The organism is Ferrimonas senticii DSM 18821 (assembly GCF_000422665.1).
GTDB lineage: Bacteria > Pseudomonadota > Gammaproteobacteria > Enterobacterales > Shewanellaceae > Ferrimonas > Ferrimonas senticii.
This window is the reverse complement of record NZ_AUGM01000007.1, coordinates 76,112-92,403: the sequence shown is the minus strand read 5'-3', so window position 1 is coordinate 92,403 and position 16,292 is coordinate 76,112. Positions and strand designations below refer to the sequence as shown.

Sequence of the window (16,292 nt, the reverse complement as noted above, 5' to 3'; positions counted from 1 at the left end):
GTTTTTCATTTATAAATAGTTTTGCTTGAAGGCGGTCAGGGCCGTCAGTCGCTGCTTAGCCAGCTCGCTGCGGATCTCTGGCCCTTTAAAACCGGCGGCAACAATTTGTTTAACCTCGACCCCGTTGGCGCAGGCCAAGGCGTCGGTCAGATAGTGCTGGGCAGGGTAGGGCTCATCGGCGCAGTTAGGCCGTCCCTGCACATCGAAGCGACAAGCCTCCAGCAACAGTGCGAAACGATCGGGTTTGCGCCAGGCATCCACTTTATCGAACAGCTTCAACAGCGTTTCCGGCCGCAGTTCCAGCGCGCGGTGGACGTTTAAGTGCTGTTCGGTGACCTGCAGCGCCAGATCGCGCCAGTCGTTGTTGACTCGCAGCCGTTCACACAACGCCTTAAGCGGTTTGATGCCGGCGCGCTCATGGCCGATATGGCGCGGCCACTGCGCTGGCGGGGTTAAGCCTTTGCCCAGATCGTGCAGCAGAATCGCAAAACGCACTGGATTAGGCTGGCACTGTTTGGCGGACAGTTGCAGCGCCAATAGGGTGTGTTCAAACGCGTCTAAGCCGCCGTGCCACTGCGCCGGTTGCTCGACGCCATCCAGTGCCGCCAGTTCTGGCATCAATACCTTAAGGGCACCGCACTGGGCCAGCAGCGCAAAGTAGACCTGCGGATCGCGCTCGCCAAGGGCGCGTTCGGTTTCTTGCCAGACCCGTTCGGCGCTGAGGTGCTCAAGTTCGCCGCTGTGGCTAAGCTCGGTCATCAGCGCCATGGTCTCTTCGGCAACGCTAAAGCCAAGATGGGCAAAGCGGGCGGCAAAGCGGGCGACCCGCAGCACCCGCAGGGGATCTTCGGCAAAGGCCGGCGATACGTGGCGCAGCAGTCGGGCTTGCAGGTCAGCTTGGCCACCGTAGGGATCGTGCAGGATACCGGCATCGTCTTGGGCGATGGCGTTGATGGTGAGATCGCGTCGAAGCAGATCCTGTTCCAGCGTTACCGTTGGCGCTGCGTCAAAATCAAAACCGCCGTAGCCATGGCCGACTTTGCGCTCGGTGCGGGCGAGGGCGTACTCCGCTTTGGTTTGCGGATGCAAAAACACCGGAAAGCTTTTGCCCACTTGGGCGTAGCCTTGAGCCAACATCTGTTCGACACTGGCGCCGACCACCAGATGGTCGCGGTCTTTGATTGGCAGTCCGAGCAGTTGGTCGCGTACCGCGCCCCCGACCAGATAGATCTTCACGTTTTGGTTCTCGTTACTTGATGGCGTAGGTTTTTGCGCAGTATATCAGCCTTGGCCTTTTGACTGATCCGGCGTCAGCCTTTACCTTAGCGGCAGACCCCATTCGAGCTACGACCATCGATGTATAAAGGATTCTACGGGCTAACGGAAAGCCCTTTTTCCATCGCCCCTAATCCGGCCTTTTTGTTCCTAAGTGATCGTCATCGCGAGGCGCTGGCGCACCTGACTTACGGTCTGGGTGAGAACGGCGGTTTTGTGCTGCTGACCGGCGAAGTTGGCACCGGCAAAACCACGGTCTCGCGCACTCTGTTTAATCAGTTGCCGGAAGATGCTGACTTGGCGTTTATCTTAAATCCGGCGCTGACTCAATTAGAGCTGCTGGCAACGGTGTGTGACCAATTTAAGATCCCACTGCCAGCGCAGCCAACCCTAAAGCAACTGACCGATCTGATCGCTGAGTTTTTGCTGGCCAACCATCAGCGTGGACGCCGCAGCTTGTTGGTGATCGATGAGGCGCAGCATCTAGCGGCAGAGGTGTTGGAACAACTGCGACTGCTGACCAATCTGGAAACCGACACCCGCAAATTACTGCAGGTGATCTTAATTGGTCAGCCAGAGTTGCAAGCGCTGTTGCGGCGACAGGAGCTGCGCCAGTTGGCACAGCGGATTACCGCCCGTTATCACCTGTTGCCGCTGACTCGCGATGAGGTGGCGGCTTACGTAGCGCATCGCCTGCACGTGGCGGGGCGAGCGCAGCCGCTGTTTAAGGCCTGCGCCATCAAAGCGCTGCATCAGTGTTCTGGCGGCGTGCCGCGGATCATCAACCTGATCTGTGAGCGGGCGCTGATGGGCGGCTATGGTCGGCAAAAGCCGCTGTTGGATGGCAAAGATATCGAGCAAGCCGCCGCAGAGGTGTTGGATCTGCCGGCAGTGAAGCGTAAGCCGTGGGGCACCATCGCTGCCAGCGTCAGCGCCTTGCTGTTATCGGCCGGCATCGGCTATGGCGTGACCCTACAACTGGCGGCGCAGCCAAGCGCCGTGCCGTTGGCGCCGACGCCAAGCAATACCGCCGCGGCGGTAAAGACGGTGAATCTCGGTGATTACCCCAGCTCTGAGCTGCAATCGTTGCAAGTGCTGTTTCACCAATGGCAGCAACCGCTGCCGGCTTCCGAACCTTGTCGTTACGCCGGTCAGTTCGGTTTGGCTTGCCTAAGCGATTCCGGCAGTTGGCAGCAGCTGCTGCAGCTAAATCGTCCGGCGGTGATCAGCGTCGACGATGACTACGGTCAACTGCATACGTTGGCGCTGCTGGGCAAGCAGGGGGATCGTTGGTTAGTGCAGTTGGGCGAGCAACAGTTGTGGCTAGAGCACAGCTGGTTTGTGCAGCACTACCAGGGCCGGTTTACCCTGTTGTGGCAACCGCAAGGCAGTTTGCCCAAGCTGATCAGTCCCAGTGCCTCGCTGGCGCAGATGCAGTGGTTAGAGAACCGACTGGCGCAGCTGCAAGGTCGTGATGCGCGGCTGTTAAGCTCGTTTGATGTTGGTCTCAAGCGGGCGTTAATGGCGTTTCAGCAACAGCAAGGGCTTGCTGCCGATGGTCTGGCTGGACGGCAAACCCTAGAACGATTGCAACTACTGACCAGCACTGACGGCCCAACCCTGACAGTTAGCGCGGAGGCCAACTAAATGTCGATGTTATTAGATGCGGTGCAGCGTCAGCGCAGCAGTCAAGCCAACAGCGATCCGGCGCTGGCGGTGATGTTGCCGCAACAGCCAGCGCAACGATCATTGCCGTGGCCGCGATTGTTGCCGGTGGCGCTGGCTATCCTAGGTGCGGCCGCTGGAGCGGCCATCGCTTATCAGTCGCAGCCGACTAATGCGCCAGCAGCGCCGCTGACCGTGGCCGCCTCTGCCGGGCCGATTACGGTTGCGGCGCGGGTATCGCTGCCGCTGCCAGTGGAGATCAATCCGGTCGAGATTGTTGTGCCAACGGCGCCTACACCGGCTCCCGAGTTAACCGCGCCGCCGGTGTCGATGACCGCTACCTTGGCAGCCGCGCCAGAGCCGATGATCGAGGCGGTGCAACTGTTACCGACCGAGCCAGTTCAAGCTGAAATCGCCGATCCGATGTTGTTGGCGGCGTTTGAACAAGCGCTGTTGGATGTTGGTGGTGTGGAGCAGCCGGCAGCGGAACCGTCGTTGCCGGTGGTGATTGGCGAACCCGAGCCAGAGATTGCGGCAGTGGAGGCTGCGGATGTTAATCAGGCTGAGCAGCCAACTGCGGAGCTAACTCCAGCACTGCAACAAGCGCTGGAGGATGCCCTGCAACAAGCTGGGATGGCGCCGTTGCCAGAGCAGCCATTAACGCCGGTGCAGATCCCCAAACTCGGTCAGCTGCCTTGGGCATTTCAAAAGCGTTTGCCGGATCTGGAGGTGACCGCCCACGTCTACGCCTCGCAAGCGGAAAAACGCTGGTTGCGGGCCAATGGCCGCGAGCTGCAAGAGGGCGATGAAGCCGCTGCCGGGCTGACGGTGAAAGAGATCCTGCCCAACGAGATTATCCTCGAGATGGATAACCAAGCGTTCCGGATCCCGGCGTTGGGTAGTATTTAGTTTTCAGTTTTCAGTTTTCAGTTTTCAGTTTTCAGTTTTCAGTTTTCAGTTTTCAGTTTTCAGTTTTCAGTGATTAGTTATCAACTAGAAGCTAGAAGCTAGAAGCAGAGGGTCGTTGGCGTTGTTCCTGGAGCCACAAAAAGAGCGCCAACCTGGCGCTCTTTCTACTAGCTAAAAACTAACGACTGCAGGCTGCAGGCTAGCATTTTCAGCCATCCCCCAACGACAACAACGTGGCATTGCCGCCGATGGCGGTGATGTTGTTGCTGATGGTTTTCTCGCTGATAAAGCGGCTGAGGTAGTGCGGACCACCAGCTTTATGGCCGGTACCAGACAGGCCTTGGCCACCAAATGGCTGCACTCCAACCACCGCGCCAATCTGGTTGCGATTAATGTAGGCGTTGCCGACGTTAACTTGACTGGCGATCTGCAACGCGTGGCGCTCGTTACGGCTGTGGATGCCTAAGGTCAGGCCGTAGCCGCTGGCGTTGATCTGGTCGATCACCTCTGGCAGTTGCTTACTGCTGTAGGTGATCACGTGCAGGATAGGCCCAAACTGCTCTTCGGTTAGCTGCGCCAATGAATCGATTTTGACCGCCGTTGGCGCTACAAAGTGGCCGCTTAGCTCGGACGGAATTTCGGTTTGTGCGATCAGTTCCCCTTCGCCGCAGATCCGCTCGATATGGGCTTCCAGCTTGGCTTTGGCGTTGGCGTCGATCACCGGACCAACGTCGGTTTGATATTGGCTTGGATCGCCGATGGTCAGCTCGGCCATCGCCCCTTTGAGTAACGCCAACATCCTTGGTGCTACGTCTTGTTGCAGGAACAGCACGCGTAGCGCAGAGCAGCGCTGGCCGGCGCTTTGAAATGCCGATTGCACCACATCGATGATTACCTGCTCTGGCAGTGAGGTGGAATCAACAATCATCGCATTTTGGCCGCCGGTTTCGGCGATCAGCGGCACAATGGCGCCAGCGCGCTGCGCCAGCGTCAGGTTGATCCCCTTAGCGGTGGCGGTTGAACCGGTAAAGCAGACGCCGCTGATCCGCTCATCAGCAGTCAGCTTCGGGCCAATATCGCGGCCAAGGCCGGTCAGCAGTTGCAGTGCGTCTTGGTCGATGCCCGCTTGATGCGCCAGTTCTACCGCGCGAAAGGCGATCAGATTAGTTTGCTCTGCCGGTTTGGCTATCACGCAGTTGCCGGTGGCCAGCGCCGCAGTGATTTGACCTAAGAAGATCGCCAACGGGAAGTTCCACGGGCTGATGCATAAAAAGGTGCCACGACCATGGATCGACAGTTGGTTACGCTCGCCGGTGGGGCCAGGCAGGGTGGTGGTGACCATCAACTCCCGTGCTTGGTTGGCGTAATAACGGCAAAAATCGACCGCTTCGCGTACCTCGTCGATGCCATCTTGCAAGGTTTTACCCGCTTCACGGCAACATAGGGCAATCAGTTCTGGCCGATGGCTTTCCAGCAGATCGGCTAGCCGCTCTAGCGCTTGCGCCCGTTGTTCGACGGGTGTGGCGTTCCACTTGGCAAAGGCGCTGCTGGCACGGCTAATGGCCTCTTCAATTTGGCGATCATTGGCGTAATGGGCGCAGCCAACCTCGCTGCCATCCAATGGGCTATTGACTCGATAGCCATCTCCTTCAAAGCGAGCTTCGCCACCAATGATCGGCGCGGCGCGCCACTGGGTTGCCTGGAAATCGGCAAACTCAGCGAAAAACGGCTGTGAATCACTGCGCAGATTGAGGTTGAGTCCTTGCGAATTGAAACGGTCGCTAAAGATCCTCGATGGCAGGGGAATGCGCGGGTTGTGCAGGCTGCTGTAACTTTCCAAGGTGGTGAGCGGGTGAGTCACCAGGCTGTCGATGGGGGTCTTCGGATCTACCAGCTTGTGCACAAACGAGGTGTTGGCACCGTTTTCGAGCAAGCGTCGAACCAGATAGGGCAACAGATCTTTGTGGGCGCCGACCGGGGCGTAGATCCGTACTTTCAGCGGCTTAGGCGCTTGCGTCAGCAGGGTGTCATACAGCTCTTGCCCCATCCCATGCAGGCGCTGGAACTCGTAATCGCGACTGCCAGCCATCGCTTCAATGCTGGCGACGGTCTGGGCGTTGTGAGTCGCGAACTGCGGGTAGATGTTGCCGGTTGTCAGCGGCGATAACAGATAGCGGGCGCAGGCCAGATAGGAGATATCGGTGCCCGCTTTGCGAGTAAACACCGGGTAGTTATCGCTGCCCGCTTGCTGACACCATTTGATTTCACTGTCCCAGTAGGCGCCTTTAACCAACCGTACTGGGATGAGATCGCCTTGTTCGGCAGCTAGCGCATTGATCCAACAAAGTACCGGTAGCGCGCGTTTGGAGTAAGCCTGCACCACCAAGCCGAGGTTGCCCCAGCCTTGGCAATCTGGGTGGCGGTAGATCTGCTCGAACAGCTCCAGTGAGAGCTCTAAGCGGTCGGCCTCTTCGGCGTCGATGCTGATCCCGACATCCAGCGGTCGCGCTTGGTTAATCAATTGCAGTACGGTGTCGCGAAGCTCTGATAATACCCGTTGACGATTGGCCACTTCGTAGCGTGGATGCAGCGCCGACAGTTTGATGGAGATGGTCGGTTTGGTGGCGGGATCGCCGCCGTTGCCTTTGCTGCCGATGGTGGCGATCGCTTGGCGGTATTCGTTGCAGTATTTATCGGCATCCGCTTGGGTGAGTGCCGCTTCACCAAGCATATCAAAAGAGTGGCTGTAGCCGCGTTGGCGATTATCTTGGCTGCGTTTCAGCGCTTCGCTGATGTCACGCCCCAGCACAAACTGTTTGCCCATAATTTTCATGGCGCTGTACATCGCCGAGCGGATCACCGGTTCGCCGACGCGATTGATCAACTTGCTAACGGCACTGGCTGGCTTGGCGTGGATCGTTTTATCCAAGGTCATCACTTTGCCGGTCAGCATCAGCGCCCAAGTGGAGGCGTTCACCAGCATCGAATCGGAACATTTAAGGTGTTTGCCCCAATCGGCACTGGCGAGTTTCTCTTCAATCAGCGCATCAGCGGTCGGCGCATCCGGGATCCGCAGCAGCGCTTCGGCCAGACACATCAGCAGCACCCCTTCGTGGGTCTCTAAGCTGTATTCCTGCAAGAAGGCATCGATGCCGATGGCTAACCCCTTTTTCTCAACGGCGCGTACCTGTTCAACCATGTGGCTGGCGCGGGCGCTGATCGCGTCGATTTGGTCGCGCGGCACTAACGGCAGTAGCTCTGCCAGATACTCCGCTTCATCAACCCCATAGTTGGCGCAGATCTGCTCAAAGCGTTGGCTTAGGGTAAATGAGTGAGGTTGCAGCACGGTGCTGGCAGCAAACATCGGCGTCTCCTTGTTCTGGTGTCGGTCCTGTGACGTATCAGCTTATCGCTGCTGATTTGGTTATTGCCCGACAGTAATCTGCCCCTGTTGTTTTTCGCAATGATCGCCAAGGGCCATTAGCTAAAAGTCTAATAGGGGTAAAACCGACTTGGTTGTAAGCAAGGATTGCCAGTAACAAAAAGCCCCAGCACAGAGGCTGAGGCTTAATGGCAGTTGGCAGGTAAGCGGGTGGTTACCGGCGTTTAGCGAATGTAGTTTTTATCATGATGGCGCCGACGTTGTGGCCGTGGCAGGTAGGCGACAATCAAGCCCAACAACAGGCCACCAGCGGCGATCATCCCGCCTTGTTTCCACATCACAAAACGTTCGGTGTTTTGTACCGAGTTCAGCGCGGCGTTCAGTTCTTGGTTTTGCTGCTCCAGCTCATTGATGCGCTGCGCTTGCTGGCTGACGCGCTGACGCTGTTCGGTCAGCATCTCGGTGCTGTTTTGCTGATCGTTGTCGTAGCGGGCTTGCAGCAGTGACAGGTCGCTGTTGGCTTTCTTCAGTTGCGCTTGCAGGTCGGCGCTGTTGCTTGCCAGCTTTTGCTCCAGCTCAACGATCTTTTGTTCGGCGGCCGGCAGCAGGGTACGGAAACTGGCGCCTTGGTGCAGATCGCTGCTCTTGATCCAGCCTTGGCGACCGCGGTTGTCTTCGACCTTGGTGTAGTCGCCACTGGTTTCGCCCAGTGCGGTAACGCTGTCACCAACGGTGACAGTGCCGATGATGCGGTATTGGGTGGTTGGCCCAGCCAACATATAGACGCCCACATCTTCCGAGATAGTGAGCTGTGCAGCCGCCACTTGGCTGCTCAGTAGTGCCATAACAATCAGGCAAGTACGAATTAACATAGGGTTTAGGCCTCTTAAATGCTGGCTCATGCTATGAAATCACCGCCCAAGGTACAAGTCACAACTGGCTCTGGTTAACCTTTGATACGGCAAGTTGGCCAATTGTTAAGCGATGTTGCTTAGATTCACGCTTAAGCGCGGCTTATAAAAAAAGGAGCCGCAAGGGCTCCTTTTCGGATGCAATGGCTGTGATTACAGCAGGTGCACCATGATTTCGAAGAACACGATAGACAGGGCAGCACCGGCTGGCAGGGTTACAACCCAAGACACCACGATGTTACGTACTACGTCGATGTTCAGCGCGGCGATACCGCGAGCCATACCAACACCCAGTACCGCACCCACCAGAGTTTGGGTGGTGGAGATTGGCAGACCAGTACCGGAAGCGATTACTACGGTAGAGGCGGCAGCCAGTTCGGCGGCGAAGCCACGGCTTGGGGTCAGGTGAGTGATCTTGTTACCGATGGTGGCGATTACGCGCTTACCCAGCAGTGCCAGACCAACAACGATACCAACCGCACCCAGAGGCAGGATCCACCATGCCAGTGGTGCTTTGGCTGGAATGTCGCCGTTGTGTTCAACGATGGTTACTACCGCAGCCAGAGGGCCAATCGCGTTTGCTACGTCGTTAGAGCCGTGAGCAAATGCCATACAACACGCGGTTACCACCATCAGCAGGCCAAACACTTTTTCAACGTTGCCGAACTGAGTGTGACGATCCATGTTTGGATCGAACTGAATGCGGTTGATAAACACTTTACCGATGAAACCGGTGATGATCGCCAGGATCAGCGCCAGACCGTAAGCTTCAAGAGTAGAGAAGTCCAAACCAACGTGCTTCAGACCTTTTTGTACGGTTACCAGCGCCATGACAAAAGTGGCGAAGCCCATGTACAGCGGCACGTAGCGCTTGGCGTTAGCCAATGGTGCGTCGGTGTCGAAGATCAGCTTTTGCGCGCTTTGGAAGATCAGGTAAGCGATGAAACCAGAGATGGCCGGGGTAACAACCCAAGAACCAACGATGCCACCCACTTTGCCCCAAGATACCGCGTCTACACCAACGCCAACGGCAGCAAAGCCGATGATAGCGCCGATGATGGAGTGAGTGGTCGATACCGGCCAGCCCAACCAAGAGGCAGCGATCAACCAGATACCGGCGGCCAGCAGTGCAGAAATAAAGCCATACACCAGCAGTTCTGGGGTATCGACAAAGTAGCCACTGTCGATGATGCCGCTGCGGATGGTGTTGGTTACTTCACCACCAGCCAAGTAGGCACCGGCGAATTCAAACACCATGGCGATCAGGATCGCTTGTTTGATGGTCAGTGCGCCAGAGCCCACTGAGGTACCCATTGCGTTAGCTACGTCGTTAGCGCCAACACCAAAGGCCATTAAGAAGCCAAATAGAGCCGCAGCGCCAATCAGCCACGGGCCATAAGTTACGAGAACTTCTACCATGGAAGAACCTATAAAAATCTAATCAGTTGTCTATCTACAATGGGTTAAGAGCGAGCTAGCATCAGCTCCAGACGGGCGCCTACGCGCTCGGCCAGATCCGCCAGATCACCGATCCATTCTAGGATTTTGTAAAGCACCATAACGTCGATTGGTTTGAGGCTATCCTCCAGCTCAAACAGTTGACGGCGCAGTTGTACCTGCAGCTGATCGGTATCGTCTTCGATGGCATCCAGTTGCTGGACCAGCTCTTGCGCAATCTCCACCTCACGGCCACGGAAACCGCTTTCCAGCAGATCTTCCAATTCGTGAATGGCCTTTTTGGCGTGATTAACGGCATCAACGCAGCGCTGCACATAGGCAACGAAAGTCGGTTGCATTGATTCAGGGATTTGGGCTTGACGACCGATGATTCGGCCAGCGATGTCTTTCGCCTTGTTGGCGATCTTGTCTTGCTGGGTAACGATCTCCAGCAGGTCAGTACGTTGCACTGGCATAAAGATGCCGCTTGGCAAGCTCAGACGGATTTCGCGTTTTAGGGTATCAGCCTCTTGCTCGTGGCGGCTGATTTGACGTTGCAGAGTTTCTGCTTCTTCCCAGCGCTGTTCGATTACCGCGTTAAAGAATGGCACCATCAGTTCCGCTGCAGAGGCAACTTTGTCGATGTGTTTCTCAAGTGGTTTAATCGGCGACTTAGCGAAGACGCCTAAAATGTTAACCGGCATAGCCTTAGTTCCTAGTTTGGAGCCCTAAGTTAGGCGAGCGAATCATACTCACCTGAAGTCGATGCGCAAGTTCGTTTATCGCGCTGGTTCAGCCTTATTCTATCGTAATCGGCCAAACCTCGACGGTTTGTTCAACGCCGCGCATCCTATGAAAGAAATATGACAGCGAGATTACAGTCGCAATCAAACTGCAATAATAAGTAAATTTTAAAGAAAAATTAGTGTGTTATGGAAATTGAAATTAAGTTGCTGCTGCCTAGTCATGAAGCGGCTCACACCTTGACCCAGTGGCAGTGGCCAAATCCGTTGACCGAAGTGAGCCGGCAACTGCTGACTAACCGCTATTTCGATACCGCCGAGCAAGATCTTCGAAAACGTGATATGGGTCTCAGGATCCGCCAGCGTAATGGCCAACGGGAACTGACCTTAAAGACCGCCGGCCGCGAAATTGGCGGCTTACATGCACGGCCGGAATACAATATTGCCTGCGACAGCGACCAACCGGATCTGCGCTTGTTTCCCGCCGGCATCTTCCACGAGGCGGAGCTGGCCGAGTTGAATTCCAAGCTTATCACCAGCTTCAGTACCGACTTCGAGCGCCAGCAAGCCAACCTCAGCGTTGCCGGAGTGAGCCTGGAGCTGGCATTGGATTACGGCTGGGTGATCGCCGCCGATAAACGCCAAGCGATTGCCGAACTGGAACTGGAGTTAATCGACGGCGAGGCCAAGGCGTTGCTGCCGTTAGTCGAACAGCTGATGCTGCAACAACCGCTGCGCTTAGGGCTCGACTCAAAGGCCGCTCGTGGTTACCGCTTAGCAGGGCTGCAGCCACCGGCGGCGGTACAGCAGCAATGGGATGCGACCCCTGAAGGTGTATTGGCAGCGTGGCAGCGTAATGAAGAGCGGTTGCTGGCGGGGGAGTTGAGCGCCCTTGAGCCGTTGCTGCAACTGCTTGGCGAGGCACAGGCTTGGCAAGAGGTCGCCGCCAGCCAGTGGCTTAGCGCCGCGGCGCAGGCGTTAACCGATGCGCCACAGACGCTGCCGAGGTTAATCGCCCAGCGCCAATATGGCCTGTGCCAACTGGCGTTGCTGCGGGCTTACCTTGCTATGCAAGCGGCTTAAATTACGTGGTTGAGCAAGTAGGCGGCGGCGAAGATCAGTGCCGCCTCTAAAGCTGCCACGCCGCCGTTGTTTTGCCGCTCAATCTCGTCGCTGACCTTTACCTGAGCCAACACCACCCGCCGCAGTAGCGTTGATAGCAGCATTAGTAGCAGCAATTTGCCAAAAGAGATGGCAAACCACAGCGCCATATTGAACACCGGCGTATCGGCCTGCAGCTGCTCCGATTGACCGCTGGCGAGCATGATCAAACCGCAAGCTAACAGATAGCCACTGTGACGGATGGCCACCGGCATGTGGCCATGCACCAGTGCTTGTTGCAAGCTGCCGCCTTGATTGAACTTGGCGTAGCGTCGCTCCAAAAAGCGGCTGATCAGGATCAACAGCGCCATTGCCCCGATAAAGTTGACCACCAGCATCGGGATGGTGCCCCAGTACAGGCGGCCAAACCACTGCATCGCCCCTTTCAGCATAAAGGCGATGGCGCAGGCGACGGCGGCGTCGACAATCGCCACTGGCACATTACCCTCCAGGATCAACTCACGTTTATCAAAACGGTCCATGCCCCACTTATCAAAACAGATCCGTCCTAGCCTGATCAGCAGCAGCGATCCCAACCCCAGTGCCAATAAGCGGGCGCTGTGCCACAGCAGATCGGCACTGGCGGGTTGCAGAAATACCCCAGAGATGGTGATCGCCAGTGCAATAATGCCGCCGGCGACGCTGATGCCAAAGGCGACGTTATCGCGTTCGGCCAACTCTTTGGTGGAGTCGACGCCGCTGAACCAACCATGACTGTAACGGGCGGCCAGAAACAGCAGCACCACTAGCAGCAGATCAACCAGTTGCAGGGCTTGTTGGGGTTGCAGCGGCCAATGGGTCAATAGCTCGATGTTGTCCATAATGGGTTTCTTGAATGAGTCCTTTTTGCGGCGGCCATAATGAAAACGTATGGCACCTCTGTGCGCTGCCGCCGTGGGTTGCTAAAGTGCCTTTTTCATTCAGGTTAAACAAGGCGTTAGATAATGACCAGCATGCCGACGGATCCACAGTTAAGTGTCGGGCTTGAGCAAGCCGCAAACAGCGGTTGGCAACGCCTGTGCCCAGAGGTGCTGGCGCGGTTAACCGCCGCGCAGCAGCAACCATTGTGGCGCTTGTTGGCACTGTCAGAGTTCGTGACTGGAGTCTTAGCGCGCGATAGCCAATGGCTTGAGCAGTTGTTTATTGATGGGGTGCTGCAACAGGGCACGGCGGCTGCTGCGCATCAACCGGCGTTGGCTGCCGAACTAGCCGATTGCCACAGCGAAGCCGACGCCGCCATGCGGTTACGCCGTTATCGCAATCGCCAGTTAAGCCTGATTGCCAGCCGCGACCTGCTGAACTTAGCCAGTCTGGATGAGTCGCTGGCGCAGCTGTCGGCGTTGGCCGAAGCTCAGGTTATCGCCGCCCGCGACTATCTGGTGCGCCAGCAACGGCCAGATTGGGGCGAGGCGTGCGACCGCAATGGCACGCCGCAATCGCTGCTGATCCTCGGCATGGGTAAGCTTGGTGGCGGCGAACTCAATTTCTCCTCTGATATCGATCTGATCTTTTGCTACCCAGAGCATGGTCAGACTCAAGGGGGGCGACGCCAGTGGGACAATCAGCAATATTTCATCCGCATCGCCCAGAAGCTCATTAACCTGTTAGCCAAGGTTGACGTTAACGGTTTTTGCTATCGAGTCGATATGCGCTTGCGCCCCTTTGGTGAAGCCGGACCGCTGGTGGTGTCACTGGCGGCGTTTGAAGACTACTACCAAGAGCAGGGGCGTGAATGGGAACGCTACGCCATGGTCAAAGCGCGGGTACTTGGCAACGATGCGGCGGCAGCCGAGGTCGAGCAACTGTTGCGGCCCTTTGTTTATCGCCGCTATCTGGATTATTCCGCCATCGATGCGCTGCGGCGAATGAAGGGGCTGATCGAAACTCAAGTACGGCGCCAAGGGCTGACCAATAACATCAAATTGGGTGCCGGCGGCATTCGCGAAGTCGAATTTATTGTCCAAAGCCATCAACTGGTGCGCGGTGGTCGTGAACCCGGACTGCGGTTAATGGCGCTGCAACCGGCTTTGGCAGAACTGGCTCGACTAGGCATTCTCAGCCCGTTTGAGCAACAGCAATTGAGCGACGGCTATCGCTTGCTGCGGGCGGTCGAAAACCGTTTACAAGCGCTGCAGGACAAACAGACCCAGACCTTACCGGACACCGATGACGATTGGCTGCGATTAGCGCTGGCGATGGGCTGCGAACACGCCAGCGAACTGCAGCAGCAGATTGCGGCGGCGATGGCGCAGATCCACGCTATTTTTCGCACCACCATTGGCGACAGTGACGACAGCGATCAACAACTGGGTGAGTTACCGGCGCTGTGGCATGACAATGCCAATAAATTCGATGGCGCTGAGATCTTGCCGGAATTGGGGATCGAGGCGGCACTGTGGCCGCAACTGCAACGCAGTCGCGATCAGATGAAGCAGCGCCGCTTGGGCAGTCGCGGCCGTGAAACCTTAGCCAAACTGATCCCGCACCTGTGGTTGGAACTGGCGGGGCGGACGCAGCCCGAAGCGCTGTGGCAACGACTGGAATCGGTACTGCTGCCGATCTTATCGCGCACCACCTATCTGGAGTTGCTGCTGGAAAAAGCCAGTGCCCGTACCCAGTTGGTTAATTTGTGCGCCGCCAGTCCGTGGATTGCAGAACAGCTGTCCCGCTATCCGATTTTGCTGGATGAATTGATCGATCCGGTGGCGCTCTACCAGCCGCTGCCAGAACATGGCTATGCCGCCGAATTGCGTGAATTTATGCTGCGGATAAGCGATGACGATCTGGAACAACAGATGGAAGCGCTGCGGCAATTTAAACAGGCGCAACAGTTGCGGATCGCGGCGGCGGATATTACTGGGGTATTGCCAGTGATGGCGGTCAGCGATCACCTATCGTGGCTGGCTGAGGCGATCATCGATAAGGTGGTGGCGATGGCGTGGCAGCAGGTCAGCGCTCGCCATGGGGTGCCGCAATTCCTAACCGATGGTCACAGCGGCTTTGGGGTGGTGGCCTACGGCAAATTGGGCGGTTTGGAGCTGGGCTACGGTTCCGATCTCGATCTGGTGTTTTTGCATCTGCAAGATGTCGGCAGCACCAATGGCGATAAGGCGATCGACAGTGGCCACTTTTACATCAAACTGGCGCAACGGATCTTGCATCTGTTCTCGACCCGCACCGCCTCAGGGGTATTGTATGAGGTCGATACTCGCCTGCGGCCATCCGGTCAAAGCGGCTTGTTGGTCAGTCAAATTGGTCGTTTTGAAGAGTATCAACGCAGCGAAGCGTGGGTGTGGGAACACCAAGCGCTAGCGCGGGCGCGCTTTGTCTACGGCGATGAGGTACTGGCACGGCGCTTTGCGCGGCTGCGTAGCGAGATCCTTACCCGTGAACGGGATCTGATATCGCTAAAGGCCGAGGTGGTGAAGATGCGCCATAAGATGCGTGATCATCTGGACAAGAGCCGGGTTGCTAGCGAACAGCGACCGGGGCTGTTTGATCTTAAGCAGGGTGCTGGCGGCATGGCTGATATTGAATTTATCAGTCAATATTTGGCGCTAGCGTACAGTCAGCAGTCGCCTGAATTGGTCCGTTTTAGTGATAATGTGCGCTTGCTTACCGCGGCGCTGCGAGCGGAACTTATCACCCCAGAGCAAGCGGATCTGTTGATCCACACCTATACCGCACTGCGCGATGACAGCCATCACCGAGTGCTGGCGGGAACGGCAACGGTGGTGCCAGCGACAGAGCGCCCCGTCGCATGCCAGCAGGTGGCGCAGCTGTGGTTAACGCTGATGGAATCGTAACCACCAAAAACAACGCCGCTCAATTGAGCGGCGTTGTTTTCAGGACTGACAGCTATTGATAGAAACTGCGGCGTTCGCCCCCTTTGGCGCAAGTCTTAAAGCGTTGATGCAGCCACATATATTGTTCCGGACGCATCCGCACCAGTTGCTCGGTAACGTCGTTGCCGCGCTGCACGTCCGCTTGCTCGTCGCCGCTTGGGAACTGCTCTAGCGGCGCTTGGATCTGGATCCGGTAGCCGCTGTTATCGGCTTTACGTTCGACAAAGAACGGCACCACTTTGGCTTTGCCTAAGCGCGCCAGCGCCGGAGCGCCTGGGGCGGTGGAGCAGGGAATGCCAAAGAAATCAGCAAAAATTCCGCGGTCGCCAGCGTCTTGGTCTTGGGTGTACCAGATCACCTCGCCCTGACGCAGCGCTTTGACCATTGCACGGACGTCGGTTTTAGGGATTAAGCCTTTGTTAGAGCGCAAACGGCCACGAACCTGCAGAAATTCCAGCAGTGGGTTTTTATTGGGGCGGTAGACCCCAACCCCTTGGCAGCGCTGGCCGAAGATCCGCGCGCCGGGTTCCAGCATCAGACAGTGGGCTGCCAGCAAAATCACCCCATGGCCTTGCTGTTGCAATTGTTCGATATATTCAAACCCTTCGACGGTCATATGGCGCTGAATGCGGGCGTCAGACCAATACCAGGCGTTGCAGGTATCAAATACCGCCATACCAACTTCGGCAAAGTTGGCGTGCAGCAGTTGCTGTTGTTCAGCGGCGGACAGTTCCGGTAAGCAGCGTTCGATGTTGCGCTGCACCGTGTGTACCCGCTTTGGCAGCAGCGCCCGCAGCAGGCGGCCAATGCCGGCGCCAATTTTGGTTTGCAGTGACAGCGGTAGCAGGCTCAACAGCCGAAATAGCCCAAGGCCAAGCCAGATTGGCCAATACTTAGGGGCTAAAAATTGCGGCTGAAATTCAATAGATTGGTTCATAGATTGCAGTTAGCTCTGGCCAGCATT

Annotated in this window: 11 protein-coding genes; 4 read left to right on the top strand and 7 right to left on the bottom strand. The window is 56.8% G+C overall.

Annotated elements, in window-relative coordinates; translation table 11 throughout:
- Positions 1 to 9: 9 nt before the first annotated feature.
- Positions 10 to 1,236 (bottom strand): multifunctional CCA addition/repair protein, encoded by a 1,227-nt coding sequence (locus tag G506_RS0105810; RefSeq protein WP_028116040.1) that lies wholly within the window; start codon positions 1,234 to 1,236, stop codon positions 10 to 12.
- 120 nt (positions 1,237 to 1,356) lie between these two features.
- Here G506_RS0105810 and G506_RS0105805 point away from each other — a divergent pair, with 120 nt between their 5' ends.
- On the top strand, positions 1,357 to 2,922 hold the full coding sequence (locus tag G506_RS0105805) for an ExeA family protein (protein ID WP_028116039.1): 1,566 nt from the start codon (positions 1,357 to 1,359) through the stop codon (positions 2,920 to 2,922).
- Positions 2,923 to 3,849, top strand: coding sequence for a general secretion pathway protein GspB (locus G506_RS0105800; protein WP_028116038.1), 927 nt, complete (start codon positions 2,923 to 2,925; stop codon positions 3,847 to 3,849).
- Between the two features lie 208 nt (positions 3,850 to 4,057).
- Here G506_RS0105800 and putA read toward each other — a convergent pair whose 3' ends face one another.
- From putA to G506_RS0105780, 4 genes are all read right to left on the bottom strand, one after another.
- On the bottom strand, positions 4,058 to 7,213 hold the full coding sequence (gene putA / locus G506_RS0105795; RefSeq protein WP_028116037.1) for a bifunctional proline dehydrogenase/L-glutamate gamma-semialdehyde dehydrogenase PutA: 3,156 nt from the start codon (positions 7,211 to 7,213) through the stop codon (positions 4,058 to 4,060).
- A 242-nt stretch (positions 7,214 to 7,455) separates the two neighbouring features.
- A complete protein-coding gene (locus G506_RS0105790; RefSeq protein ID WP_028116036.1) occupies positions 7,456 to 8,103 on the bottom strand; it encodes a TIGR04211 family SH3 domain-containing protein in 648 nt (215 codons plus the stop codon).
- A 192-nt stretch (positions 8,104 to 8,295) separates the two neighbouring features.
- On the bottom strand, positions 8,296 to 9,561 hold the full coding sequence (locus G506_RS0105785; protein WP_028116035.1) for an inorganic phosphate transporter: 1,266 nt from the start codon (positions 9,559 to 9,561) through the stop codon (positions 8,296 to 8,298).
- A gap of 44 nt (positions 9,562 to 9,605) precedes the next feature.
- Positions 9,606 to 10,283, bottom strand: coding sequence for a TIGR00153 family protein (locus G506_RS0105780; protein ID WP_028116034.1), 678 nt, complete (start codon positions 10,281 to 10,283; stop codon positions 9,606 to 9,608).
- 228 nt (positions 10,284 to 10,511) lie between these two features.
- Between G506_RS0105780 and G506_RS18975 the strand changes: the two genes are divergently transcribed.
- The gene (locus tag G506_RS18975) at positions 10,512 to 11,405 is read left to right on the top strand and encodes a CYTH domain-containing protein (protein WP_051201939.1); all 894 of its coding nucleotides are present in this window, start codon (positions 10,512 to 10,514) and stop codon (positions 11,403 to 11,405) included.
- Here the strand turns inward: G506_RS18975 and G506_RS0105770 are convergent.
- Positions 11,402 to 12,304: a DUF350 domain-containing protein gene (locus G506_RS0105770; RefSeq protein ID WP_051201938.1), complete on the bottom strand. Its 903-nt coding sequence runs from the start codon at positions 12,302 to 12,304 to the stop codon at positions 11,402 to 11,404. The two genes, G506_RS18975 and G506_RS0105770, sit on opposite strands and share 4 nt — an antisense overlap.
- Positions 12,305 to 12,427: 123 nt before the next feature.
- Here G506_RS0105770 and glnE point away from each other — a divergent pair, with 123 nt between their 5' ends.
- A complete protein-coding gene (gene glnE, locus G506_RS0105765) occupies positions 12,428 to 15,289 on the top strand; it encodes a bifunctional [glutamate--ammonia ligase]-adenylyl-L-tyrosine phosphorylase/[glutamate--ammonia-ligase] adenylyltransferase (protein WP_028116032.1) in 2,862 nt (953 codons plus the stop codon).
- 52 nt (positions 15,290 to 15,341) lie between these two features.
- Here glnE and lpxL read toward each other — a convergent pair whose 3' ends face one another.
- Positions 15,342 to 16,265, bottom strand: a complete 924-nt coding sequence (lpxL, locus tag G506_RS18970) for an LpxL/LpxP family Kdo(2)-lipid IV(A) lauroyl/palmitoleoyl acyltransferase (RefSeq protein WP_051201937.1) — start codon at positions 16,263 to 16,265, stop codon at positions 15,342 to 15,344.
- Between the last annotated feature and the right edge of the window lie 27 nt (positions 16,266 to 16,292).